Origin of the sequence: Amycolatopsis sp. NPDC051128, from assembly GCF_040682715.1 — a bacterium.
Taxonomy (GTDB): Bacteria; Actinomycetota; Actinomycetes; order Mycobacteriales; family Pseudonocardiaceae; genus Amycolatopsis.
Genome location: NZ_JBFBBN010000008.1, coordinates 96,318 through 120,651 on the forward strand (window position 1 = coordinate 96,318; position 24,334 = coordinate 120,651).

Genomic DNA, 24,334 nt, shown 5'->3' on the forward strand with positions numbered 1-24,334 from the left:
TCACCAGACCGGTGTACCGACATCACCATGGGGGAATGTGATGCTGCGTAAACGAGTGCTGTCCGCCGTCTTCGCCGGAGTGTTCGCGGCTCTGTCGCTGGTCGCGACGCCGGCCGTGGCGAGCGCCGAGGCCACGGAAGCCGCGGTGCAAGCCAGCCTTGACCAGGAACTGGCGAAGCGTGCGGCGATTTCGCCGGCCGCCGTAAGCGTCTGCTACGCGGTACACGTGGCCGACGCTGGGTGGCTGCCCGCCGTTTGCGATGCGGAGGAAGCCGGCATTCCTGCGCAGGGCAAGCGAATCGAGGCCATCAGGATCGGCGTGAACGGCGGTGGCGCAGGCGTCTGCTACGCACCGCACCTGCAGGACATCGGCTGGGTCGGCGAATCGTGCAACCTGCGGGAGGCCGGGACCACTGGCCAGTCCAGGCGGCTGGAGGCCCTCAGGATCCGCGGCGAAGGCACGCGCCTCTGCTACACCGCCACGGGCCAAGGCTACGAATACCAGGAACCGGTGTGCCAGAACGACGTCGTCGGCACCATCGGACAGTCCCGGTACATGAGCGGCATCGCGATCTGGATCGCCTGACCCCGGCGGCGCCGCGGTTCAGCGGAGCTTGCTGAAGAACTCCCGGACGTCGCCGATGAGCAGGTCTGGGGCCTCCATCGCGGCGAAGTGGCCGCCGCGGTCGAATTCGGACCAGTGGACGATGTCGTGTTCGCGCTCGAGGGTGCGGCGGATCGACACGTCCATGGGGAACACCGCTACCCCGGTCGGCACCGTGGAACGCGGGCTCGCGCCCCAGGCTCCGGCGTGCGCCGTCTCGTAGTAGCTGTTGGCCGAGGACCCCGCCGTACCCGTCAGCCAGTACAGCGTCACGTTGGTGAGCAACAGATCCCGGTCCACCGCGTCCTCGGGCAGCTCGGCGGCCGGATCGGTCCACTCCTTGAACTTCTCCACGATCCAGGCCAGCTGCCCGACCGGGGAGTCGTGCAGCCCGTGCGCCAGGGTCTGCGGCCGGGTGGTCTGCATCGCCACGTAGCCAAACTGCTCGGTCCTCATGTACTCCAGGTGCTTCAGGCGCGTCCGCTCGGCCTCGGTCAGCCCGGCCACGTCGTCCGGGATGCTGAACGCGGAAAGCCCGTTCGCGTGCACGCCGACGACCTTGCCGGGGTTGAGCCGGCCCAGTCCCGGGGCGATGACGGCGCCGGTGTCGCCGCCCTGTGCGCCGTAGCGGTGGTAGCCGAGCCGGTTCATCAGCTCGGCGTACGCCCTCGTGATCCGGTCGGTGTCCCAGCCGGCCTCGCCGGCCGGGCCGGAGAAGCCGCTGCCGGGGTTCGACGGGATCACCAGATGGAACGCGTCCGCGGGATCCCCGCCGTACGCCTTGGGGTCGGTCAGCGGGCCGATGATGTCCAGGAACTCCACGATCGAGCCGGGCCAGCCGTGGATCAGGATCAGCGGCAGCGCGTCCGGCTCCGGCGAGCGCACGTGCAGGAAGTGGATGTCCTGCCCGTCGATCTCGGTGGTGAACTGCGGATATTCGTTCAGCTTCCGTTCGTGGGCTCGCCAGTCGTAGCCGTCGCGCCAGTATTCGGCCAGCCCCTTGAGGTAACTCACCGGCACCCCGCGGCTCCAGCCGGCGCCGGGCAGGTCCGCGGCCCACCGGGTCCGCGCGAGCCGGTCGCGCAGGTCGTCCAGGTCGGCCTGGGGAACGTCGATGGTGAAGGGCCGGATCTCGCTGTCGTTCTGCATACCGGTAACTCTAGGAGCTGGTTAGGTCAAGTTCGGTCCTAAGCCGATGGCAGACTTCCGGACCATGTGGGAAACCTCGGCGCGGCTGCTGCGACTGCTCTCGCTCCTGCAGACCCGGCGCGACTGGTCCGGCGCCGAACTGGCCGAGCGGCTGGAGATCACGCCGCGCACCGTGCGCCGCGACATCGAGCGGCTGCGCGGCCTCGGCTATCCCGTGCTGGCCACCGCGGGCACCGCCGGCTACCGGCTGGCCGCGGGCGCGGACCTGCCGCCGCTGCTGCTCGACGACGACGAGGCCGTCGCGGTCGCGATGGGCCTGCGCACGGCAGCCGGCGGTTCGATCACCGGCATCGAGGAGACGTCGGTGCGCGCACTGGCCAAGCTCGAACAGGTGCTGCCGTCCCGGCTGCGCCACCGGATCAACGCCCTGCAGTCGGTGACGGTGCCGCTGGCCAACACCGGCCCGACCGCCGACCCGGACACTCTCACCGCCATCGCCGCCGCCTGCCGTGACTCGCTGCGCCTGCGTTTCGGCTACCGCGCCCACGACGGCACCGAAAGCGTCCGGACGACCGAGCCGCACCGGCTGGTGCACACGGGACGGCGCTGGTACCTCATCGGCTGGGACGTCGACCGCGAGGACTGGCGCACCTATCGCGTGGACCGGCTCGAACCGCGCACGCCCACCGGCCCCCGGTTCACCCCGCGCACCCCGCCGGACCCCGATCTCGGCGGCTACACCTCACGGGCGATCTCCACCTCGGCCTACCGCTACCAGGCCCGGTTCACCCTGCACGTCAGCGCCGAGACCGCGGCGGAGCGCATCGCGCCCACCACCGGAGCGCTCGAGCCGATCGACGAGCACAGCTGCACCCTGCGAGCCGGGTCCGACTCCCTGGACGAGCTGGCCATCTACGTGGCGGGCAAGGGGTTCGGCTTCCGGGTCCACGAACCCCCGGAGCTGGTCGAGCACGTCAGAACGCTGGCCGCCCGGCTCGCCGATGCGACGGATGCCGACCAGAATCACTCGTAAGGGTCAAGATTCGGACGACGAAGGCCGCCTCCTCGCGGAGGCGGCCTTCGTCGTGGGTCGCTACTTCGGCGGGGTTACCTTCACCACGGTGGCTTTGGCGTCGCCCCGGGGAGTGCGGTAGGTGATCTCGTCGCCGGCCTTCCTGCCGACCAGCGCCAGGCCCAGGGGGCTGTCCGAGGTGATCGCGTCCGCGTCTTCGCCCGGGACCGTCACCACTTGGAACGTCTCTTCGTCGCCGTCCGAGAAGCGCAGTGTGACGATCGTGCCGTCCGGGAGCTGCGAGTTGCCGTAACCGCCGTGTTCCATCTTCGCGGCCAGCTCGGCGATCTGGCGGTCCAGCCGGGCGGCCGATTCCGCCCGGTCGATCACGTCCGCCTGGTCCGCCGCGTCCCCGGTGCGTTCCTGCTCGCCGGGTTGCGGCGCGAGGGCTTCCCGTTGTGCGCGCAGGTTCGCGATTTCCTTCTCCAGCTGGCTGCGCGCAGCCGGGCTGAGCCCCTTGTCCCCTGAGATCACCATGCGCGCATTGTCCGCTGCGCGGACCGGGGTGGCCAATCCGGTTTTTCACCCGGAGGCCACCCGCAGGACGTCTGCCCTAGGATTCGGGGCTGCCGTCCAGGAAGAAGGTAACGGAAATCACCGTGAGCGCAGTCCCCGGTCGCAGCGAGCGGCTCTCTCCCAACCAGCTCGCCAAGCAGGAGCAGATCGTCGAAGCCGCCCGCGTCGTGCTCGCGCGCGACGGGCTCGCCGGGTGCACCGTCCGGGCGATCGCGGACGCCGGCCCGCTCACCAAGAGCGCGATCCACTACTACTTCGCCGACATCGACGTCCTCATCGACCGGGCGATGGCCGCCCACATCACCGCCTTCGCCGCCGGGCTGCGCGAAGTCGCCGCGCAGCACGACGAGCCGCGCGAGCGGCTGTTCGCCGTCCTCGAGGAGTACCTGCGCGTCTTCGCCGCGAACCCGAACGACGCCTTCCTCTGGTTCGAGTACTGGATCGCGGCCGGGCGGGCGCAGCACCCGCAGGCCATCGACGCGATGCTCACGTCACTCACGGAACTGCTCGCCGAGCTCCTCGCCCCGCTCGACGTCGACGACCCGCGGGCGCGGGCCAGGGCGCTGCTGTCGTACCTGCTGGGCACGGTCGTCCAGCAGCGGGTGCGCCCGCGTCCGTTCGCCACGCTGCGTGCCGACATCGAGGCGCTCTGCTTCGCGAACTACGGCTAGCAACGCCCAATAGATCCGTACTGCTCCGGATTGTGTGGTCCGTCCGGCTCCGGCCAAGGTCGAGGGACCCCCGAGAGCAGGAGACGCGATGCGCACACGAATGTGCACAGCGGCGGCGGTGGCCGCCCTTCTGGTGTTCACCGTCGGCGGCCAGGCCGGCGCCGCACAGCCCGACGGACCGCAGGTGTACGAGGTGACCGGCACCGGCACCGCCCAGCAGCGCACCGAGGTCGCCCGGACCGGCGCCGACATCCTCGACACCGAAGGCGCGACGACCACGATCATCGCCGGCCCGGCCGAAGCGGCCCAGCTGCGCGCGCTCGGCTTCGGCGTCAAGGCGCTCGGCAAGGTGAACCGGCCGCAGGGCACCGCGACCGTCGAAGACTTCCCGGCCGGCTACACCGGCTACCACACCTACGCCGAGACACAGACCGAGCTGCAGAAGGCCGTCGCGAACTACCCGGCGCTCACGAAGCTCGGCAGCGCCGGCAGTTCGTACGAAGGCCGTGCCCTGTCGATGCTCAAGATCAGCGACAACGCCGGCACCGACGAGAACGAGCCCGAGGTCCTCTTCACCTGCAACCAGCACGCGCGCGAGCACCTCACCACCGAGATGTGCCTCCGCATCGTGCAGCGGCTGACCAGCGGGTACGCCACGGACAGCGCGATCAAGCGGCTCGTCGACAGCACCGAGATCTGGGTGATCCCGAGCGTCAACCCGGACGGCTCCGAGTACGACATCTCCGGCGGCACCTTCCACAGCTGGCGCAAGAACCGCCAGGGCAGCGGCACCGACCCCAACCGGAACTGGGGCTACAAGTGGGGTTGCTGCGGTGGCTCGTCGAGCTCGCCGTCCAGTGAGACCTACCGCGGCACGGCGGCGTTCTCGGCGCCCGAGACCCGGGCCGTCTCGAACTGGGTGAACTCGCGGGTGGTCGGCGGCGTCCAGCAGATCAAGACGCACATCGACTTCCACACCTACTCCGAGCTGGTGCTCTGGCCGTTCGGCTACACCTACGCCGACACCGCGCCGGGCCTGACCGCGGCCGAGGCGCAGAAGTTCCAGTCGCTCGGCAGGCAGATGGCCGCGACCAACGGCTACACGCCGCAGCAGTCCAGCGACCTCTACATCACCGACGGCAGCGTCAACGACTGGATGTGGGCGACGCACAAGATCTGGAGCTTCACCTTCGAGATGTACCCGAAGGGCAGCAACCCGGGCTTCTACCCGCGGGACACCCAGATCGTCCCGCAGACGACGCGCAACGACCAGGCCGTGGACATCATCATCAACGCGGCGATCACCGGCTGACACAGCGGGCGCGGTCTAGGGTGCGGGCATGCCTCTGTTCTCGTTCGAAGGGCTCAGCCCGCAGGTCCATCCGGACGCCTGGATCGCGCCCACCGCCACCCTCATCGGCGACGTCGTCGTCGAGAAGGACGCCTCGGTCTGGTTCGGCGCGGTGATCCGGGCCGACTTCGGCCGGATCGTCATCCGGGAGGGCGCCAACATCCAGGACAACTCGGTGATCCACGTCAACGACGGCGTCTGCGAAGTCGGCAAGAACGTCACCGTGGGCCACCAGTGCCTGGTGCACGACTGCACGATCGGCGAGCAGGCGCTGATCGGCAACGGTTCGACGGTGCTCGACAAGGCGAAGATCGGCGCCCGGGCACTGGTCGCGGCCGGGGCGACGGTCACGCCGGCGACGGAGGTGCCGGAAGAGGTGATCGCGATGGGCAGCCCGGCCAAGAAGTTCGTGCCGCTGACCGATTCGGCGCGGATGTGGGTCGAGCACAACGCGGCGGTCTACCAGGAGCTGGCGCGCCGGCACCGGGCCGGGACCAAGGCGATCGATTGAGTTTGACTCTCCATTAACTGGAGACTTTACCTTCGGGCCATGGCTCCGAAGACGAAGAAGCAGACCCACCAGGTAACCCTCGAACTCGCCGCGGGCAACGCCCCGGTCGTCGACCTCGGCAAGATGCTGGGGCAGACCGGGGTGAACCTCGTCGAGATCAAGAAGGCCTACGACGCGGCGACGTCGGCCCAGCGCGGCGACATCGTGCCGGTGGTCGTCTCGGTGTTCGAGGACCGCTCGTTCGCGCTCCGGCTCAAGACGCCGCCGACGGCGTTCCTCATCAAGAAGGCGTTGGGGGACAAGGGATCCGCGCGCCCGGGGCACGAGGTCGCCGGCAAGCTGACGAAGGACCAGCTGCGCGGGATCGCCGAGCGCAAGCTGCCGGACCTGAACACCTCGGACCTCGAGGCGGCGATGCGCACGATCGCCGGCACGGCCCGGTCCATGGGTGTCGTGGTCGTGGACTGACGTGCGCAAGCACGCCGTCGTGCCGCCCTTCCACGCGCTGGACCCCGGACTCGGGGTGGCGGAACGGTTGCTGCGCCAGGGAAATCCGGAGCTGTGCGGAATCGCCGCGCAGCTGCCCGACGAACCGGCGGCCGCGCGTCGCCTCAACGCCGTGCTGGCGGAGGCCGGGGCGCGGCCGCGGCTCGTCGACACCGGCGCGGCGTGGCGGATCGTCTATGTGACGCCCCGCGCGGAGACCGGTGAACTGGCGGCGGGGGCGGCCGGGCTCGCGGAGCTCGTCACGGTCGGCGGCTGGCGGCGGGTGAAGCGCTGCGCGACCTGCGGGCGCCCGTTCTGCGACCGCACGTCGGGCGGCACCCGGAAGTGGTGCGCCGAACACCGTCGAGCCGCCCGCGCGGTGGACTAGGCTCTTCCCCGCAGCAGCGACTGGCGCCATCGAGGTGGAGCACCACCGGGAAGCGACGACGAGGCCGGCACCGCGCGCCTGGGTGAAGGCCACTCCAGAGCCGGAGTACGCCATGACACACCAGCCAGAACTGAATGCGCTCGCCACCACCGACTCCGCGATCGCCGGGCTCGTGGAGGGCGAAGCGAAGCGCCAGCACGACAAGATCCGCCTGATCGCTTCGGAGAACTACGTCTCGCAGGCCGTCCTCGAAGCGACCGGCACCGTGCTCACCAACAAGTACTCCGAGGGGTACGCGGGCAAGCGGTACTACGAGGGCCAGCAGTTCGTCGACCAGGTCGAGCAGCTCGCCATCGAGCGGGCGAAGGCCGTGTTCGGCGCCGACCACGCGAACGTCCAGCCGTACTCCGGTTCTCCGGCGAACCTGGCCGCGTACCTCGCCTTCGCGCAGCCGGGCGATTCGGTGCTCGGCATGGCGCTGCCGGACGGCGGTCACCTCACGCACGGCTGGAGCGTGTCCGCCACCGGCAAGTGGTTCACGCCCGTGCGGTACGGCGTGCGCAAGGAGACCGGCCGCGTCGACCTCGACCAGGTGCGCGACCTGGCCCGCCGGCACCGGCCCAAGCTGATCTTCGCCGGGGGCACGGCGATCCCGCGCACGATCGACTTCCCGGCGTTCGCCGAGATCGCCGCCGAGGTGGGCGCGGTGCTCGTCGCCGACATCGCGCACATCGCCGGGCTGATCGCGGGTGGCGCGCACCCGTCGCCGGTCGGGCACGCGCAGGTGATCACGACGACGACGCACAAGACCCTGCGTGGCCCGCGCGGCGCGATGATCCTCTCCGACGCCGAGCACGCGAAGGCGGTCGACAAGGCGGTGTTCCCCGGCCTGCAGGGCGGGCCGCACAACCACACGACGGCGGCGATCGCGGTCGCGCTGCACGAGGCGCAGCAGCCGTCGTTCAGCGAGTACGCGCACCGGATCGTCGCGAACGCCCGCGCGCTGGCCGACGCACTGCTGGCCTGCGGTTACGACCTCGTTTCCGGCGGCACCGACAACCACCTGCTGCTGATCGACCTGACGAACAAGGGGGTGGCGGGCAAGCCGGCCGCGCAGGCGCTGGACCGGGCGGGCATCGAGCTGAACTACAACACGGTGCCGTTCGACCCGCGCAAGCCGTTCGACCCGTCCGGCATCCGGCTCGGCACGCCCGCGATCACCACCCGCGGTCTCCGGCCGGAGCACCAGGTCCAGGTGGCGGAGTGGATCGACCGCACGATCACCGCGGCGGCCGCCGACGACGAGTCCGCGCTGGACACGATCGCCGCGGAGATCCGCGAGTTCCTGGCGCCGTTCCCGATCCCGGGCTACTCCGCCTGACGCAGGATTTCGACGGCCGCCGCGTGCAGTCCGGGCGCGGCGGCGAGGAAGCTGCCGGCCGACGGCGTCCACGGGGCGCCGTCGGCGGTGGTGACCACCGCCCCGGCTTCGCGCGCGATCAACGACGCGCCGACGAGGTTCGTCGCGTCGCGGCCGTACTGCCAGAAGAGGTCCAGCCGCCCCGCGGCGACGTCGGCGACCTGCCACGACGTCGGCCCGAGGTTCCGGACGGCGGCGACCTCCCCGAGTATGGCGGTGAGCGACCGTCCGGCCGCCTCGGCGACGCCAGGCTGCTTCGTGACGAATGGTGGCTGGCCGGCGGCCGCGGCGGCCGCGGTCAGGGAAGCCTTGCGTGACGGTTCGATGAGCGTCCCGTTCCGTCGCGCGCCTTCGCCTCTTCGCGCCGCGTAGGTCTCGCCGAGCCACGGCGAGTGCAGTACGGCCAGTTCCGCCTCGCCGTCGCGCACCAGCGTCACGCTGACGCAGTACTGCGGCAGGCCCTGGATGAACTGGACAGCGCCGTCGAGCGCGTCGACCACCCAGACCTCGCCGCCGGGCAGGTCCTCGAACTCGTCGACCCACCCCACGTCCGGCCGGATTCCGGTGAGCGCCGCGCGCAGGCTCGCGGACAGCGGGTCGTCGATCGCCGAGAAGGCCTCGGCGAATTCGCCGAGCGAGGTGGGCGGCCGCTCGGGCGCGCGGATACCGGTGGCCAGGGTTTCCACGATGTCGATCACGGATTTCAGCATGCGTCCAGGGTTACGCTCGGACGGCGCTGGCAGGTACTCCAGCGCTGAGAACTGAGCGAAAGTGGACTCAAGCATGCAGCTGATGACCGAGATCGAACAACGCGTCGTCTCGGCTTTGCAGGTCGACGGCCGCGCGGGGCCCGGCCGGATCGCCGAGGTGCTCGACCTCTCGCCGCGCACGGTCACCCGCGTCATCGCACGGCTGAAGGCCGACGGACGACTCAGCGTCATCTGTGTGCCCAACCCGGCGCACGGCTTGCGCGGCGCGCTGCTCCTGCGGGTGAAGGTGCTCCGCGGCCGGACGCCGGTCATTGCGGATGCCCTGGCCCAGCGCGCCGACGTCCTGTTCGTCGACATCCTGGCCGGCGGTGAGGAGATCAGCGCCATCGCGCTCGGCGGGATCGACGGCAGGCTCGTGCACGACGCGCTGCCGTCCACCGCCGCGGTCACCGAGTTGCGCGCGCACTCGATCCTCCACGTCTTCTCCGATGCGACGCAGTGGCGCACCGGCCTGCTCACCGACGACGAGGTCGCCGCGCTGACCCGGCCACCGTCCGTCGAGGACGTCACGCCGGACGAACTCGACCAGCGGCTGCTGGACCGCCTCGCCGCCGACGCCCGGCTCGGTCCCGGCGAGTTGGCCGCCGACCTGAAAGCGCCGGAGTCCACGGTGCGGCGGAGGCTCGATCGGCTCACCGCGGCCGGACGTGTCCGCACCTACGCGAACGTCGACGTCACGGCGCTCGGCCTGACCGTCGACGCCAACATCTGGATGACCGTGCCGCCCGGGCGCCTCGACGAGGTGGGGCGCGTGCTGGCGCGGCACCCGATGGTCCACGGCACCGTCGCCACGACTGGGGTCACGAACCTGATGGCCGCGGTCTGGTGCCATGACCTCACCGATCTCTATGCCTTCGTGACCGGCCTCGACGTCCCCTCCGCCGAGGTCACCGTGGTCGCCAGGGCGGTCAAGCGCGGAGGGAGACCGGGGTCACGGAAAACTTGATTGCACGGTACAAGCTTCCCGGGAATACTTGGCTGAGACAAGTAGTTGAGCGGTACAAGCAACTACGGCGCAGGCGCACCCGAGGGAGACCACCATGAGCGAGACCACCACGGCGGAAGGAGCAGCCGCGACGAACGGCCGACTGTCACACCGCCAGATCCTGACCATCCTGTCCGGGCTGATGCTCGGCATGTTCCTCGCCGCACTCGACCAGACCATCGTCTCGTCGTCGATGCGCACCATCGCCGACGAGCTGCACGGCCTCTCCCTGCAGGCCTGGGCGACCACGGCGTACCTCATCACCGCGACGCTCTCGACGCCGCTCTACGGCAAGCTGTCCGACCTCTACGGCCGCAAGCCCATGTACCTGACGGCGATCTCGCTGTTCCTGATCGGCTCGCTGGCCAGCGGCATGGCGACGTCGATGTACGAGCTCGCCGCGTTCCGCGCGTTCCAGGGCCTCGGCGCCGGTGGCCTGATGTCCCTCGCGCTGGCGATCATCACCGACATCACCGCGCCCCGTGAGCGCAGCAGGTACCAGGGCTACTTCATGGCGGTGTTCGGCATCTCGAGCGTCGCCGGCCCGGTCGTGGGCGGGTTCTTCGCCGGCATCGACACCTTCGCCGGCATCACCGGCTGGCGCTGGGTCTTCCTGGTCAACGTCCCGATCGCGCTGGCCGCGCTGGTCGTCGTGACGAAGGTGCTGAACATTCCGCACACCCGCGTCGACCAGAAGGTCGACTACTGGGGCGCCGTGGCGCTGGCTGTCGGCCTGGTGCCGCTGCTGATCGTCGCCGAACAGGGCCGCGAGTGGGGCTGGGGCTCGGCCGCTTCGGTCGCGATGTACGTGATCGGCGCGCTCGGGGTGAGCGTCTTCGTGTGGGTCGAACGCCGGATGGGCGACGCCGCCCTGCTGCCGCTGCGCCTGTTCAAGGCCCCCGTGTTCCGGATGGCCACGCTGGTCACCGTCGTGCAGGGCGCCGGGATGTTCGGCGCGATGATGTCGCTGCCGCTGTACCTGCAGATCGTCAAGGGCGCGACGCCGACCCAGGCCGGCCTGCAGATGCTCCCGCTGACGCTCGGCATCATGATCGCGAGCCTGGGCAGCGGCGTGGTGATCTCCCGGACCGGCCGGTACAAGATGTTCGCGGTGGCCGGGATCGGCCTGATGGCGGCGGCGCTGTTCGCGCTGGCGACGATCACCGTCGACACTTCGCTGGCGCTGGTCATGGTGATCGCCTTCGTGATCGGGCTCGGCCTCGGCGCCTCGATGCAGACGCTGGTGCTGGCCGCGACCAACGACGTCCGCCCGCAGGACACCGGCGTCGCCACCTCGGCAGCGACGTTCTTCCGCCAGATCGGCGGCACGGCGGGCACCGCGGTGTTCCTGTCGATCCTGTTCGGCACGGTCGGCGACCGGATCGCGGACGCGGTCCGCACGGCGATGACCACGCCGGCCTACGTGACGGCGCTGGCGCAGCACCCGGAGTTCGCACGGCAGATGCAGAGCGGCGTGGACGTCAACGACACGTCGTTCCTGTCCACCCTCGACCCGACGCTGGCCCGGCCGATCCTGCAGGGCTTCGCCGAGTCGATGAGCACGGTGTTCCTGGTCGGCGGGATCGTGCTGACCGCCGGCTTCGCGCTGGTGTGGTTCCTCAAGGAGAAGCCGCTGTCGGACAAGTCGGCGATGGAGCGGCGCGCGGAGGCCGAGGAGGACGCCGTCCCGGCGCTGGCCCTGGCGCACTGACCCGCCGAAACGCCGTGAAGGCCACCCTCAAGGTGGCCTTCACGGCTTTGGGGTCTCAGTGATGAGCCGCGCCGCCGTTGGCCTCCAGCTTGGCCAGGCGGTCGGTCTCGCGCTCGTACGACCGGGCGATCTCGGCCTCGGCCTCGGAACGGCCGACCCAGGACGAGCCTTCGACGCTCTTGCCGGGCTCCAGGTCCTTGTAGACCTCGAAGAAGTGCTGGATCTCCAGCTTGTGGAACTCGTTCAGGTGGTGGATGTCGCGCAGGTGCTCCAGGCGCGGGTCGGCGCTCGGGACCGCGAGGACCTTGTCGTCCGGGCCCTTCTCGTCGGTCATCCGGAACATGCCGATCGCGCGGCAGCGGATCAGGCAGCCCGGGAACGTCGGCTCCTGAACGAGGACGAGCACGTCGAGCGGGTCGCCGTCCTGGCCGAGGGTGTCGTCGATGAAGCCGTAGTCGGCGGGGTACTGCGTGGCCGTGAACAGGGTCCGGTCCAGTTTGATGCGGCCGGTCTTGTGGTCGACCTCGTACTTGTTGCGCTCCCCTTTGGGGATTTCGATCGTGACGTCGAACTCCACGGCGTCCTCGCTGCTTCTTTATAGATCCGGGCGTGCCCGCACGTCGCGGGCGGCAACCTTCATGACTGTCTTGACGTCTCCTAGTGTGGACTACGCCCTGCCTGGCGGTCGCACCGATGTCGGCCACCGGGCATGTGAGCTTGGCCCCTTCCGGGGCAGGTGAGAAGGAGTGGTGGGTGCCGGAAAACGACCAGCCGATGTGGCCTTCGTCGGACGAAGACCGCTCGTCGTCCGGGGCGCGGAAGACCACTCCGATGTCAGTGCCGGACCCGCCGGAAAGCGCCCCCGAGCGGCCGGGCGTGCCCAAGGTCACAGGCAGCGAGGCGCCGAAGGGATCGTGGTTCGCGCCGAACGTCGCGCCCGAGCCGGTCCCGGGACTCAACGCTCCGGCCGAGAAGCCCCCGCCCCCCGCCACCCCGGTCAAGCAGGACCTGGCCGACCGGCTCGGCAGCCGGTCGGAGAAGCCGGCGGAGAAGCCGGCCGAGCCGGCGCCGGCCGGGGAGAGCACCCAGTACATCGAGGTGGCGAAGCCGGCCGAGCAGCGGGACGACGACGGCACCCAGCACATGGCCCCGGTGCGGCCGGGCGAAGCCCCGTGGGTGCCGGTCGAGCGCGACGTCTGGCCCACCGGCCGGCCGGAGCGCGGCGAGGATCCCGCGCCGCGCGAGGAGCCGCGGCAAGCCGAGCCGCAGCAGTGGCGCGAAGAGCTGCGGTCGTGGCGTGACGAGCAGCTGAAGCGCGGGGAACCCCAGCGCCGCGAAGAACCCCAGGAGCCGCGTCGCGAACCCGGGCCCGACGCGCCGTGGTCACAGCGCATCGAGCTGCGGGAGAACCGCCTCGACGACCGTCCGGCCGAACCGGGCGACCGCCGTCCGGCGCTGCCGCCGGAGCCGCCGCGCGGGGTGGTGCCCTCGGCGTCCGCCGGGTCGCTGGCCCGGCCGATGCGGATCGAACCGGACGGACAGCGGTTCGACGCCGAGGCGACCGTCGGGATCGCGCGGCCCACCCAGTTCCCCGGCGTCTTCCAGCAACAGCCGCAGCCGCGGACCGAGCCGCCCGCCGAGCCGCCGTCACCGAACGTGGAGCCGCCGGCGGCCGCCGAGGAGCCGCCGAAGAAGCGCCGCAAGGGCAAGCTGATCGCGCTCGTCGCGGTCGTCCTGCTGGTGCTGGCCGGAGCCGGCGTGGCCGCGGCGACGCCGAAGGTGTCGAACCGGCTGGGCCTGCCGTGGGCACCGAACGCGCCGAAGGGCGACATGCCCGAGCCGGTCGCCGCCACGCGCACGCTGCAGGGACCGGCTACGTCCGGGGCGGCGCCGACCGCGGACGGCGTCAAGGCGGCGCTGGCCGCCGCGGCCGGGAACGGCGCGCTCGGCCAGCTCACCGCCAGCGTGGTCGACCCGGTGAGCGGCACCGTCCTGTGGGACCGCGGCTCGTCGACGCCGGTGACGCCCGCGTCGACGACGAAGGTGCTCACGGCCGCGGCCGCGCTGCTCTCGCTGGACCACAACCTGCGCCTGTCGACCAAGATCGTGCAGGGCGCGGACCCGGGCACGGTGATCCTGGTCGGCGGCGGCGACACGACGCTGACCAACCTGCCGCTGGGCACGGCGTCGCCGCTGTACCCGGGCGCCGCGCACGTCGACGACCTCGTCGCGCAGGTCAAGAAGGCCGCGCCGGGCGTGAAGAAGGTGCAGGTCGACCTGAGCCTGTTCAAGGGGGCGACGACCGCGCCGGGCTGGGAAGCGGGTGACGCGCCGTCGACGTACGCGACGCAGATGTCGCCCGTGATGGCCGACGGCGGTCGCATCAGCCCCAAGGACAACAACTCGCAGCGCGTGGGGAACGCGGGCAGTGCGCTCGCCTCGTCGATCGCGTCGAAGCTGGGGGCCTCGCCGGGTGGCCAGGCGACCGCGCCCAAGGGCGCGAAGGTGCTCGGCGAGGTCAAGTCGGCCCCGCTGACCGAGCTGGTGTCCGACCTGATGGTGCTGTCCGACGACGTCCTCGCCGAGGCGGTCGCCCGGCAGGTGGCGCTGGCGAACGGCCAGGAAGCGAGCTACGCGGGCGGCGCCGCGGCGACCATCAAGGTGCTGAAGGACAACGGCTTCGACGTCGCGGGCGTCCAGCTCTCCGACGGCAGCGGCATCTCCGGGCTGAACCGGATCCCGGCGCGGCTGCTGACCCAGCTCCTGGGCGCCGCGGCGGCGCCGGAGGGCAAGAACCCTGGCACGGCGAAGCTGCGCCCGGTGCTGGCCGGCCTCCCGGTGGCCGGCGGGTCGGGCACCCTCGCCGACAAGCGGTTCGACACACCGGCGTCGCAGGCCGGCCGCGGCTGGGTGCGGGCGAAGACCGGCACGCTGACCGCCGTGAACACCCTCGCCGGTCTGGTGCTCGACCAGGACGGCCGGGTGCTGGTGTTCGCGTTCATGTCCAACGGCTCGGACACCGAACCCGGCCGCGACGCCATCGACGCCCTGGCGACGAGCCTCCGCAAGTGCGGCTGCGCCTAGGACGTGCGGAAGTCGTGGCCGTAAAGCCGCCCGGGCCAGGTAGCGTCGGGAGGGTGAGTCAGGAAACCGAGACCCGGCCCATGGTCGACTGGGCGATCGCCGCGCAGACCGGCGCCCTGCTGGTGCGCGGCGGTCCGCAGGTCCCGCGCGAAACGGCCGAGGCCGCCGTCACCGATCTACGTGAGCTGACCGTCGAGGCCGAGGCGCACGTGCGGCAGCTGACGAACCTGGGTCTCGACCTGCCGTTGCTGCCCGGCGAAGTCGTCGACCGCCCGGGCTGGGTGCGTTCCGCCGCGGCCGGGCTGGACGCGCTGACCGGGCGGGCGCTGCCACAGCAGGGCGGGCCGTTCGGGCCGATCCTGGCCGGCGGCGCCGGCGTGCAGACCGGGCTGGTGCTCGCGTTCCTGGCCAGCCGCGTGCTCGGCCAGTACGACCCCTTCGGCGGTCCCGAGCGCGCCGGTCAGCTGCTGCTCGTCGCGCCGAACGTCGTCGCCGCCGAGCAGGCGATGGACGTTCCCGGGCACGACTTCCGGCTCTGGGTCTGCCTGCACGAGTGCACCCACCGGCTCCAGTTCACCGCGGTCACGTGGCTGCGCGACTACTTCGCCGACGAGGTCGAGCGGCTCGTCTCCGGGCTCACCAGTGGCGGCCTCGGCGGCACCGACAGCCTGGCCGACCTGGTCGGCAAGCTGCCCGAAGCGATCAAGCAAGGGCCCAAGCTGAACCTCGTCGAGCTGTTCCAGTCGCCGAAGGAACGCGCGGTGTTCGACCGGCTGCTGGCGCTCTCGACGCTCCTGGAAGGCCACGCCGACTACGTGATGGACGCCGTCGGCCCGCAGGTGGTGCCGAGCGTCGACACGATCCGCGCGCGGTTCACCGCCCGGCGCAAGGGCGGCGGCGTCTTCGACCGGCTGCTGCGCGCGTTGCTCGGCGTCGACGCGAAGATCCGTCAGTACGAAGAAGGCGCGAAGTTCACGAAGCACGTCGTGGACGCGGTCGGCATGGCGGGCTTCAACGCCGTCTGGCGGTCGCCGAACACCCTGCCGTCGCGCGCCGAGATCTCCGACCCGGCCGCGTGGGTCCGGCGCCTGCACGGATGACCGGGCCGGCGGTCGCGGCCGTCCGCCGGGCCGTCCGCGCCTTCTTGGAGACGGTCGAAGCGCCCCCCGAGCTGTGCGTCGCGGTTTCCGGCGGCGCCGACTCCCTCGCACTGGCCGAGGCCGCCGCGCACGTCGGGCACCGCCGCGGGCACCGCGTCCGGGCGCTGGTCGTCGACCACGGCCTCCAGGACGGCTCGGCGAAGATCGCGCGCGACGCCGCCGCCGCGGCGAAGTCCCTCGGCGCCGACGAAGCCGAGGTGCGCCGCGTCGACGTCACCGGTCCCGGCGGCCCGGAAGCCGCCGCCCGCAAGGCTCGCTACCGCGCGCTGGCCGGGCACGACCTCGTGCTGCTCGGCCACACCCTCGACGACCAGGCCGAAACGGTCCTGCTCGGGCTGGGCCGCGGCTCGGGCCCGCGCAGTGTCGCCGGGATGCGGCCGCACGACCCGCCATGGGGCCGCCCGCTGCTCGAGGTCACGCGGGCCACCACCCGGCAGGCGTGCGCCGAACTCGGCGTCGAGCACTGGGACGACCCGCACAACGCCGAGCCGCGCTTCACCCGGGTCCGGCTGCGCGCCGAAGTCCTGCCACTCCTGGAGGACGTCCTCAACGGCGGTGTGGCCGCCGCACTCGCCCGTACGGCCGCGCAACTGCGGGAGGACAACGAGGCGTTGGACACAGTGGCGGACTCGATCTTCACCCGTGCAGGCGGCCTCGAGGGACTGGATGTCGCCGTGCTCGCGGCCGAACCCGCGGCACTGCGCCGGCGGGTTCTTCGCAGGTGGCTGCTGCAATCGGGTGTGCGCGAGCTCACCGACGCGCACCTCCGCGCGGTCGACGCGCTCGTCGCCCGGTGGCGTGGGCAGGGCGGCGTCTGGCTGCCGGGCAACTTGGAGGCGAGCCGGTGCCATGGCAGGCTCTGCCTCACCTCCCACCCCACCACGCGAGGAGAATGACCCGTGTACGAGGGCGAAATCGCCTCCGTGCTCGTCACCGAGCAGCAGATCAAGGACAAGATCACGGAGCTGTCGGCGCAGATCGCCGCCGACTATCCGGCCAACGGGCAGGGTGAACTCCTGCTGGTGGGTGTCCTGAAGGGCGCGGTCATGTTCATGACCGACTTCGCCCGCGCGCTGCCGCTGCCGACGCAGCTGGAATTCATGGCCGTCTCTTCGTACGGGTCGGCGACGTCGTCGTCCGGCGTCGTGCGCATCCTCAAGGATCTCGACCGCGACATCGCCGGCCGGGACGTGCTGATCGTCGAGGACATCGTCGACTCCGGCCTGACGCTGTCGTGGCTGCTGAAGAACCTCGCGAGCCGCAACCCCGCGTCGCTCGAGGTGGTTTCGCTGCTGCGCAAGCCGGAGGCGGTCAAGGTGGACGTCCCGGTGAAGTACATCGGCTTCGACATCCCCAACGAGTTCGTCGTCGGCTACGGCCTCGACTACGCCGAGCGGTACCGGGACCTGCCCTACATCGGCACCTTGGACCCGAAGGTCTACACGTCCTAGTTCAGGCTTTCCGGGGGCTCCGGGTGGCGGAGCCCCCGGCCCGGGGCGGAGCCCCGGTTGTCACCGACCGTTCACCGCAACTACCGGATTTGCGGAACCCCGGCTCGGCCGATCGCGTCATAGGCTCTGATCACGTGCGTTAACCTATGCGAAGACCAGTCGTGCCCGCGGTGACCGGGTCGGGGGAACGGGAGAGAGCTCAGATGGGGAACAGCAGCGCTGCCGACGCGAACGCCTTCAAAGCCGCGGCAGCGGCGGGTCAGGTCGGAATCGACCCCGACGCCGCGCAGACCGTGCTGAACAAGATCCGGACCGGCAAGGACGCGGTCGAAGCCCTGCTCAACGGCGCGGGCACGCTCGCTCAGCCGCCGAAGCTGGGCGACAACCCGGTCGGCCATGCGATCGCCGAGAAGTTCGTCCAGCGCGCGGACGGCGGGGGCGACTCCTACGCCGCCGCGCTGCAGAACCTGCTCGACCAGTACTCCGCCGCCGAGGAGGGCATCGTCACGGCGATGTCCCGGTACCACGAGATCGACCAGGCCGCGGCCGAACCGTTCCGTAACGCCTGAGTCCAAGGGGGAACTCGTAGTCATGGCTCCGAACAACACCGACCAGCCGTCGACCGGTGACCCGGGCTCGCTGGTGCCGCTGGGTGACAACTCGGCGTCGCAGGACATCGTCGCCAACGCCCGTGACCGTTCCGACGGCTTCGACATCGGCGACGACCGCGCGATCACCGACCCGCCGAACTGGAACGCGCAGAGCAGCAAAACGCTGTTCAAAAGCGCGACCCAGAACAACTTCCCCGAGACGGCGACCGCGGCCGGGCACGCCTGGGCGCACCACGGCAACGAGCTGAAGCAGGCGTCCGACCACCTGTACAACGCGATCGCCGAGCTGGGCAACGCCTGGGTCGGCCAGGGCGCCGCGGGCGCGCAGGGCGCGCTCGTGGCCATCGCCAACTCCGGGTCGCAGGCCTCCGAGGCCGCCCACACGATGTCCGACCGCCTCGCCCGGCAGCGCGATGCGGCCGAACAGGTCAAGAAGATGCCGCCGGCCCTGGACTACGACCCGAAGCAGAGTATGGCGGCGTTGCTGGCGGGTGGCCCGGCGGCGCTGAACAACGACCTGAAGGTGCAGCAGGACGCGGCCGACGACGTCAAGGCGCAGCAGGTCGCGATGTTCAACGCCTACACGCAGGCCATGAGCGAGGTCGACAGCACGACCCCGAGCTTCGGCCCGGAATCGCTCGGCATGAAGCCGACCGGTTCGCACAACTCCGTCTCGTTCAACTCGGTCGGCAGTGTCGGCAGCGCCGGACCGGTGCAGGGGCTGCCCGGCGGCGGGGCCGACGCGATCTTCGCCTCCGGCGGCGCCGGCTTCGGCGGCCATGGCGGCGCGCTCGGCGCCCAGCACGCGGGCGTCGGCCCGAACGCGGCCCACGGCGCCGCGGGCTTCGGCCACGACGCGGGCGTACTCGGCGGTGACGCGCCCGGCGGCGGCCCGGTCACCGGCGCCGGCACCGCGACCGGCGCGGGGCACGTCGCCCCCGGTGGCGCGCAGTCCGGCGGCAACCCGCTCAGCAAGATCGGGATGGGTCTCGGCCTCGGTGGCGTCGCCGGCGGCCTCGGGGCGCTGGCCTCGCGGGCGCTGGGCGCGGGCAACCGGTCCGGCTCGAAGGCCGACAACGACACGAGCCTGGCGTCGGCCGACGGCCAGGCGCAGAGCGCCGCGTCGGCGCAGGCGCCGCAGCAGGGCGTCGTCTCGTCGGCGGGCACCATCGGCGGCCAGACCCCGCCGCCGCCGAACATGGGCGGGATGGGCGGCATGGCCCCGCAGGGCGCTCGGCCGGAGCAGGACGAGGAGCACACGCACGCGTCGTTCCTCATCGAGGCGGACCCGGACGAGGCCTTCGGCGCGAACCAGGCGACCCCGCCGCCGGTCATCGGCGCGTGGTCCGAGGACGACGAAGCCCGCTGACCCACAGCCGGGCGCGCGCCGCGCGCGCCCGGCTCGTCCTTTCCTGGGGGTGGCTCGATGCCGACCGCTGAGCTGCTCACCCCGGTCGAGGTGGACTTCCTGTGGGAGTCCGCCGGGCTGGGCGAGCTGCCGTACCCGCTGCGCGTCCGTTCGCACGGCGCGACCGTCGACGAGCGGGCGATGCTGCGTCAGCGCACGTTGGAGGGGCTCGCCGCACGTGGGCTCGCCGACGGCCGTGGCCGGCCCGAACCGCACGTCGAGGACTACTTCGGGGTGCTGGCCGCTCCCGAGCTGAGCCTGGACGCCGTCCAGCTGATCGCCCCGGACGCCGAGCCGCTGCTCTCGATCGCCGGCGTGCTGGGCGGCCTGGGGTTGCTGGCCGTGCAGGACACCCGCGGCCTGCACCTGCAGCCGTGCCCGCCGGACGGGCTCGCCAGCGCGATCGTCTCGCTGCTGCCGGGTGCCCCGCGCGGCACCGAGAAGTCGATCACGGTGCCGCTGGAGCAGCTGGCCGGCGCGCACGGCGCCGACTTCATGCGGCGCCGTGGCAACGGCGACGACCGCGCCGGCGCGGACGACGAGCGCAAGGCCCTCGCCCGGCTGTACGCCCAGCCGCGGCTGCGCGGCGGCCAGATCGCCGCCAACGCCCGCGCCCGGATGGGCGGGCGCACCCGCACGCCGGTGCTGAGCTGGTTCGACACCGAGACCGGTCGCTACTTCACCCAGGCGACGCGCGGCCGCGACGGCCGGGAGTGGATCACGATCGCCCCCGCCGACGCCGCGACGCTGCGCCACCGCCTCGGGGAGATGCTCGCGGGAGCCGCGGCGACCAGCAAGGTCTGACCGCCGGGGAGGATCGGTCCGGGTTCTTCGGACGTGCTCTACCGGCAACCGGGAACGACTCGTTTTGTCGGTGGTGCGTATTACGCTGAGCAAGAGTCCGATCCGGGAGAGTGATGATGCAAGAGTTCTTCTCACCGCTCGCGTTCGACTTCCTGTGGGAGTCGGCGCAGGCCGGGGAGCTGCCGTACCCGCTGCGGATCCGGTCGCACGGCGCGACCGAGAACGAGCGCGTCTCGCTGCGCCACCGCGCCGACGTCGAACTGAAGGCGCGGGGCATCCGGGAACCGCGCGGCAGGCTGGCGCCGCCGATCGAGGACGCGCTGCAACTGCTGGCCTTCGCCCCGCTGACCATCGACGCGCTGCACATCCCGCAGTTCGAGGCCCCCACCGTCGGCGTGCTCGCGGCGGCCGACGGCACCAAGGGCGTGCTCGCGATCCAGGACGCCGACGGCATCTGGCTGCGGGACGTCCCGCCGGACGCCCTGGTCTCCGCCGTCATCGGGGTGCTGCCGGCCGGGCCGCGCGGCAGCGAGGCGTCGGTCACACTCCCGCTGGACGAGGCGCTGCGCACCGCGCCGATCCGCGTCCCGGTGCCGTCGGCGCCGGGTGCGGAAGAAGACACCGGCAGGCGCCGCGGGAAGGCCGCGCCGTCGCGGCGGGCGCCGTTGAGCGAACGCGCCACGGCCGACCCGCGCGAGGCGTACGGCCGTATCGCCGGGCAGCCCCGGCTGCGGGGCGGTCAGCTGGCAGCGAACAGCCGTTCGCAGGTCGGGGCCAAGCAACGGTCCCGCGTGCTGGCCTGGTTCGACACCGCGACCGGGCGCTACCTGAGCCTCTCCCGCGCAGGTAGCGACGGCCGCGAGTGGGTCACCCTGGCCCCCGCCGACCAGAAGACGTTGCGGACGAGGCTGGGCGAGATGGTGAGCAGCGTGTCAGACGGCAGGCGTTAGCGTGACCGGCGACACCGGCCGGGAACCCGGGCGCGGTATCGCCCGTTGACCTGCGAGAGGCTCACAGGGGATGAACGCGGCAGCGGACGGTACCCTGGTGAGAACCGGTGCTCAGGCACCACGAGTTGTCAAGATCGTGATGGCGGGTATCACAGGAGCCGCCCAACCAGGGAGGGTCGAGGCCACCAGGGCCGAGTCGTATGAACCGGAAGAGCGTGCTCAGGAACCCACTGCTGTGGATCGTCGCGGGGTTGCTGGCGTTGTTCGCGTACAACACGATCTTCGACAGTGATCGTGGGTACACCCAGGCACCCATCTCGGTGGCGAACTCCCAGATCACCTCGAACAACGTCAAGGAAGCCAGCCTCGAGGACAAGGAGCAGCAGGTCAAGCTGCTGCTGGCGAAGCCCATCGACGTCGACGGGCAGCAGGTCACCCAGATCATTTCGCAGTACCCGGCCAACGCGTCGCTGGAAATCTACGACAAGCTGCTGGCCGCGAAGAACGGCGACGGCGGCCCCAAGTTCACCACCAAGGTGACCCAGCAGGGCGTGCTGACCCAGATCCTCATCTTCGCCATCCCGCTGGCCCTCGTCCTGGGCCTGCTGATGTGGATGATGAACAACGCGCAGGGCGGCGGCAACCGCGTCCTCAACTTCGGCAAGTCCAAGGCCAAGCAGCTGAACAAGGACATGCCCAAGACGACCTTCGGGGACGTCGCGGGTGCCGACGAGGCCGTCGAAGAGCTGTACGAGATCAAGGACTTCCTGCAGAACCCGGCGCGCTACCAGGCGCTCGGCGCGAAGATCCCGAAGGGCGTGCTGCTCTACGGGCCGCCCGGTACCGGCAAGACGCTGCTCGCGCGGGCTGTCGCGGGCGAGGCGGGCGTGCCGTTCTACACGATCTCCGGCTCGGACTTCGTCGAGATGTTCGTCGGTGTCGGCGCGTCTCGTGTGCGTGACCTGTTCGAACAGGCCAAGCAGAACGCGCCCTGCATCATCTTCGTCGACGAGATCGACGCGGTCGGCCGCCAGCGCGGCGCCGGCCTCGGCGGCGGACACGACGAGCGCGAGCAGACCCTGAACCAGCTGCTCGTCGAGATGGACGGCTTCGACGCCCGCGGCGGGATCATCCTGATCGCGGCGACCAACCGGCCGGACATCCTCGACCCGGCGCTGCTGCGCCCGGGCCGGTTCGACCGGCAGATCCCGGTGTCCGCGCCCGACATGCGCGGCCGCCGCGCGATCCTCGAGGTGCACGCCAAGGGCAAGCCGATCGCGCAGGGCACCGATCTCGGCAGCCTGGCCAAGCGGACCGTCGGCATGTCCGGCGCCGACCTGGCGAACGTGCTGAACGAGGCCGCGCTGCTCACCGCCCGCAAGAACGGGCACGTGATCAGCGACGTCGAGCTCGAAGAGTCCGTCGACCGCGTCGTCGGCGGCCCCGCCCGCAAGAGCCGGATCATCTCCGAGAAGGAGAAGAAGATCACGGCCTACCACGAGGGCGGGCACGCGCTCGCCGCGTGGGCGATGCCGGACATCGAGCCGGTCTACAAGCTGACGATCCTGCCGCGCGGCCGGACCGGCGGGCACGCCCTGCTCGTCCCCGAGGACGACAAGGACCTGATGACCCGTTCCGAGATGATCGGGCGGCTGGTCTTCGCGATGGGTGGCCGCACGGCGGAGGAGCTCGTCTTCCACGAGCCCACCACGGGCGCGTCCTCGGACATCGAGCAGGCGACGAAGATCGCCCGCGCGATGGTCACCGAGTACGGCATGAGCGCCCGGCTCGGCGCGGTCAAGTACGGCCAGGAGCAGGGCGACCCGTTCCTCGGCCGGTCGGCCGGGCGGCAGGCGGACTACTCGCTGGAAGTGGCGCACGAGATCGACGAGGAGGTGCGCAAGCTCATCGAGACGGCGCACACCGAGGCGTGGCACGTGCTCAACACCTACCGCGACGTGCTCGACGAGCTGGTCATCGAACTCCTGGAGAAGGAGACGCTGACCCGCAAGGACCTGGAGCGGATCTTCGCGACGGTCGAGAAGCGCCCGCACATCACCGTGTTCAACGAGTTCGGTGAGCGGACGCCGTCGGACAAGCCGCCGATCAAGACCCCGGGCGAGCTGGCGATGGAGCGCGGCGAGCCGTGGCCGCCGCCGGAGAAGGAGAAGCCGGTCCTGAAGCCGGAGCCGACCCCGGTCGGCACGGCGCAGGGCGCGGGCGACCTGCCCGGTGGCCCGCCGTACCCGTCGCCGACGCCGGTCGACCCGAACGCCAACCCGTACGCGCCGCCGCAGCCGGGCACCTACCCGAACGGCGGCCGGCCCTACGGCGGCCCGAACGGTGTCCCTCCCAACGGCACGGCGCACTGGCCGCAGAACTACGGCGGCCAGCAGCCCGGCGGCTACCCGGGCGGCCCGGCCGGCGGCCAGAGCGGCCCGCCGAACTACGGTGCCCCTCCGGGCTGGACGCCCGCGACGTCTCCTGGCGGCCAGCCGGGCCAGTCGTGGCGGCCCGGTGGGGACGAACGCTCTCGTGAACACGGCTGGTTCGCCGACCAGGCCGGCAACCAGCAGAGCGAGGGAGAGCGTCGTGACGTGGATGGACCAGAAAAGCCCCAGTGACGCCGACCGCCCGGTCTTCGACCAGGACCGGGCGGAGAAGGCGATCCACGAGCTCCTTCTGGCGTGCGGCGAAGACCCGGAGCGGGACGGTCTCAAGGACACCCCCGCCCGGGTCGCCCGCGCGTACCGCGAGATGTTCGCGGGGCTGTACACCGAGCCGGATTCGGTGCTGGACCGCACGTTCGACGAGTCCCACGAAGAGCTGGTGCTGATCACGGACATCCCGATGTTCAGCGTGTGTGAACACCACCTCGTGCCCTTCCACGGCGTCGCGCACGTCGGGTACATCCCGAACGCCGGCGGGAAGGTCACCGGGCTGTCGAAGCTCGCTCGTCTCGTCGACCTCTACGCGAAACGACCCCAGGTTCAAGAACGCCTGACCTCCCAGGTCGCCGACGCGATCGTGCGGAAGCTCGAACCGCGCGGCGTCATCGTCGTGATCGAGGCCGAGCACCTCTGCATGGGCATGCGTGGCATCCGGAAGCCGGGCGCCCGCACGACCACCTCCGCCGTGCGGGGGCAACTCAAGAACTCCCCGTCGTCCCGGGCGGAGGCGCTCGATCTCATCAAGGCGCGCCGGTGAGCGTGGGGCTCCCCGCTCCCGGGCG

The 24,334-nt window shown here is 71.3% G+C and carries 24 protein-coding genes; 20 read left to right on the plus strand and 4 right to left on the minus strand.

Annotation, left to right across the window (positions count from 1 at the left end):
* The first annotated feature begins 40 nt into the window (after positions 1 to 40).
* The gene (locus AB0M82_RS11680) at positions 41 to 586 is read left to right on the plus strand and encodes a hypothetical protein (protein ID WP_364720447.1); all 546 of its coding nucleotides are present in this window, start codon (positions 41 to 43) and stop codon (positions 584 to 586) included.
* Between the two features lie 18 nt (positions 587 to 604).
* Here AB0M82_RS11680 and AB0M82_RS11685 read toward each other — a convergent pair whose 3' ends face one another.
* Positions 605 to 1,753 carry an epoxide hydrolase family protein gene (locus AB0M82_RS11685; RefSeq protein WP_364720176.1) on the minus strand — a complete coding sequence of 383 codons (1,149 nt, stop codon included), beginning with the start codon at positions 1,751 to 1,753 and terminating at the stop codon, positions 605 to 607.
* A 64-nt stretch (positions 1,754 to 1,817) separates the two neighbouring features.
* On the opposite strand from AB0M82_RS11685, the gene AB0M82_RS11690 reads away from it, so the two are divergent.
* Positions 1,818 to 2,786 (plus strand): YafY family protein, encoded by a 969-nt coding sequence (locus AB0M82_RS11690; RefSeq protein WP_364720450.1) that lies wholly within the window; start codon positions 1,818 to 1,820, stop codon positions 2,784 to 2,786.
* A gap of 60 nt (positions 2,787 to 2,846) precedes the next feature.
* Here AB0M82_RS11690 and AB0M82_RS11695 read toward each other — a convergent pair whose 3' ends face one another.
* Positions 2,847 to 3,302 (minus strand): GreA/GreB family elongation factor, encoded by a 456-nt coding sequence (locus AB0M82_RS11695; protein WP_364720179.1) that lies wholly within the window; start codon positions 3,300 to 3,302, stop codon positions 2,847 to 2,849.
* A 122-nt stretch (positions 3,303 to 3,424) separates the two neighbouring features.
* Between AB0M82_RS11695 and AB0M82_RS11700 the strand changes: the two genes are divergently transcribed.
* From AB0M82_RS11700 to glyA, 6 genes are all read left to right on the plus strand, one after another.
* Positions 3,425 to 4,012, plus strand: coding sequence for a TetR family transcriptional regulator (locus AB0M82_RS11700; protein WP_364720182.1), 588 nt, complete (start codon positions 3,425 to 3,427; stop codon positions 4,010 to 4,012).
* An 88-nt stretch (positions 4,013 to 4,100) separates the two neighbouring features.
* Positions 4,101 to 5,324, plus strand: a complete 1,224-nt coding sequence (locus tag AB0M82_RS11705) for a M14 family metallopeptidase (RefSeq protein ID WP_364720185.1) — start codon at positions 4,101 to 4,103, stop codon at positions 5,322 to 5,324.
* Between the two features lie 28 nt (positions 5,325 to 5,352).
* Positions 5,353 to 5,874 carry a gamma carbonic anhydrase family protein gene (locus AB0M82_RS11710; RefSeq protein ID WP_364720188.1) on the plus strand — a complete coding sequence of 174 codons (522 nt, stop codon included), beginning with the start codon at positions 5,353 to 5,355 and terminating at the stop codon, positions 5,872 to 5,874.
* 39 nt (positions 5,875 to 5,913) lie between these two features.
* Entirely contained in the window at positions 5,914 to 6,342 is a 429-nt protein-coding gene (locus AB0M82_RS11715) for a 50S ribosomal protein L11 (protein WP_364720191.1), read from the plus strand.
* A gap of 1 nt (position 6,343) precedes the next feature.
* Complete coding sequence (locus AB0M82_RS11720; RefSeq protein ID WP_364720194.1) at positions 6,344 to 6,748, plus strand: hypothetical protein; 405 nt, start codon at positions 6,344 to 6,346, stop codon at positions 6,746 to 6,748.
* A 112-nt stretch (positions 6,749 to 6,860) separates the two neighbouring features.
* The gene (gene glyA / locus AB0M82_RS11725) at positions 6,861 to 8,129 is read left to right on the plus strand and encodes a serine hydroxymethyltransferase (RefSeq protein ID WP_364720196.1); all 1,269 of its coding nucleotides are present in this window, start codon (positions 6,861 to 6,863) and stop codon (positions 8,127 to 8,129) included.
* On the opposite strand, the gene AB0M82_RS11730 is transcribed toward glyA, so the two are convergent.
* Positions 8,117 to 8,878 (minus strand): inositol monophosphatase, encoded by a 762-nt coding sequence (locus AB0M82_RS11730; RefSeq protein ID WP_364720198.1) that lies wholly within the window; start codon positions 8,876 to 8,878, stop codon positions 8,117 to 8,119. The two genes, glyA and AB0M82_RS11730, sit on opposite strands and share 13 nt — an antisense overlap.
* An 82-nt stretch (positions 8,879 to 8,960) precedes the next feature.
* On the opposite strand from AB0M82_RS11730, the gene AB0M82_RS11735 reads away from it, so the two are divergent.
* Together AB0M82_RS11735 and AB0M82_RS11740 are read left to right on the plus strand one after the other, a co-directional pair.
* Positions 8,961 to 9,884, plus strand: coding sequence for an Lrp/AsnC family transcriptional regulator (locus AB0M82_RS11735; RefSeq protein ID WP_364720200.1), 924 nt, complete (start codon positions 8,961 to 8,963; stop codon positions 9,882 to 9,884).
* A gap of 94 nt (positions 9,885 to 9,978) precedes the next feature.
* Positions 9,979 to 11,634, plus strand: a complete 1,656-nt coding sequence (locus AB0M82_RS11740; protein ID WP_364720202.1) for an MDR family MFS transporter — start codon at positions 9,979 to 9,981, stop codon at positions 11,632 to 11,634.
* 55 nt (positions 11,635 to 11,689) lie between these two features.
* Here AB0M82_RS11740 and AB0M82_RS11745 read toward each other — a convergent pair whose 3' ends face one another.
* A complete protein-coding gene (locus tag AB0M82_RS11745; protein WP_364720204.1) occupies positions 11,690 to 12,211 on the minus strand; it encodes an inorganic diphosphatase in 522 nt (173 codons plus the stop codon).
* Between the two features lie 176 nt (positions 12,212 to 12,387).
* Between AB0M82_RS11745 and dacB the strand changes: the two genes are divergently transcribed.
* The 10 genes from dacB (at position 12,388) to folE (ending at position 24,309) form a co-directional block, all read left to right on the plus strand.
* Positions 12,388 to 14,718: a D-alanyl-D-alanine carboxypeptidase/D-alanyl-D-alanine-endopeptidase gene (gene dacB, locus AB0M82_RS11750; protein ID WP_364720207.1), complete on the plus strand. Its 2,331-nt coding sequence runs from the start codon at positions 12,388 to 12,390 to the stop codon at positions 14,716 to 14,718.
* A gap of 80 nt (positions 14,719 to 14,798) precedes the next feature.
* Entirely contained in the window at positions 14,799 to 15,818 is a 1,020-nt protein-coding gene (locus AB0M82_RS11755; protein ID WP_364720452.1) for a zinc-dependent metalloprotease, read from the plus strand.
* Positions 15,815 to 16,774 (plus strand): tRNA lysidine(34) synthetase TilS, encoded by a 960-nt coding sequence (gene tilS / locus AB0M82_RS11760; RefSeq protein WP_364720209.1) that lies wholly within the window; start codon positions 15,815 to 15,817, stop codon positions 16,772 to 16,774. Before AB0M82_RS11755 ends, tilS begins: the two co-directional genes overlap by 4 nt.
* Positions 16,775 to 16,777: 3 nt before the next feature.
* Positions 16,778 to 17,329 (plus strand): hypoxanthine phosphoribosyltransferase, encoded by a 552-nt coding sequence (hpt, locus tag AB0M82_RS11765; RefSeq protein WP_354823977.1) that lies wholly within the window; start codon positions 16,778 to 16,780, stop codon positions 17,327 to 17,329.
* A gap of 203 nt (positions 17,330 to 17,532) precedes the next feature.
* Positions 17,533 to 17,898, plus strand: coding sequence for a hypothetical protein (locus AB0M82_RS11770; protein WP_364720211.1), 366 nt, complete (start codon positions 17,533 to 17,535; stop codon positions 17,896 to 17,898).
* Between the two features lie 22 nt (positions 17,899 to 17,920).
* Positions 17,921 to 19,309: a hypothetical protein gene (locus AB0M82_RS11775; protein WP_364720214.1), complete on the plus strand. Its 1,389-nt coding sequence runs from the start codon at positions 17,921 to 17,923 to the stop codon at positions 19,307 to 19,309.
* Positions 19,310 to 19,366: 57 nt separating this feature from the next.
* Complete coding sequence (locus AB0M82_RS11780) at positions 19,367 to 20,152, plus strand: ESX secretion-associated protein EspG (RefSeq protein WP_364720217.1); 786 nt, start codon at positions 19,367 to 19,369, stop codon at positions 20,150 to 20,152.
* A gap of 113 nt (positions 20,153 to 20,265) precedes the next feature.
* Positions 20,266 to 21,102: an ESX secretion-associated protein EspG gene (locus AB0M82_RS11785; protein WP_364720219.1), complete on the plus strand. Its 837-nt coding sequence runs from the start codon at positions 20,266 to 20,268 to the stop codon at positions 21,100 to 21,102.
* A gap of 200 nt (positions 21,103 to 21,302) precedes the next feature.
* Positions 21,303 to 23,726 (plus strand): ATP-dependent zinc metalloprotease FtsH, encoded by a 2,424-nt coding sequence (gene ftsH, locus AB0M82_RS11790; RefSeq protein ID WP_364720222.1) that lies wholly within the window; start codon positions 21,303 to 21,305, stop codon positions 23,724 to 23,726.
* Positions 23,704 to 24,309: a GTP cyclohydrolase I FolE gene (folE, locus tag AB0M82_RS11795; protein WP_364720224.1), complete on the plus strand. Its 606-nt coding sequence runs from the start codon at positions 23,704 to 23,706 to the stop codon at positions 24,307 to 24,309. The genes ftsH and folE overlap by 23 nt, the downstream gene beginning before the upstream one ends.
* Positions 24,310 to 24,334 lie beyond the last annotated feature (25 nt).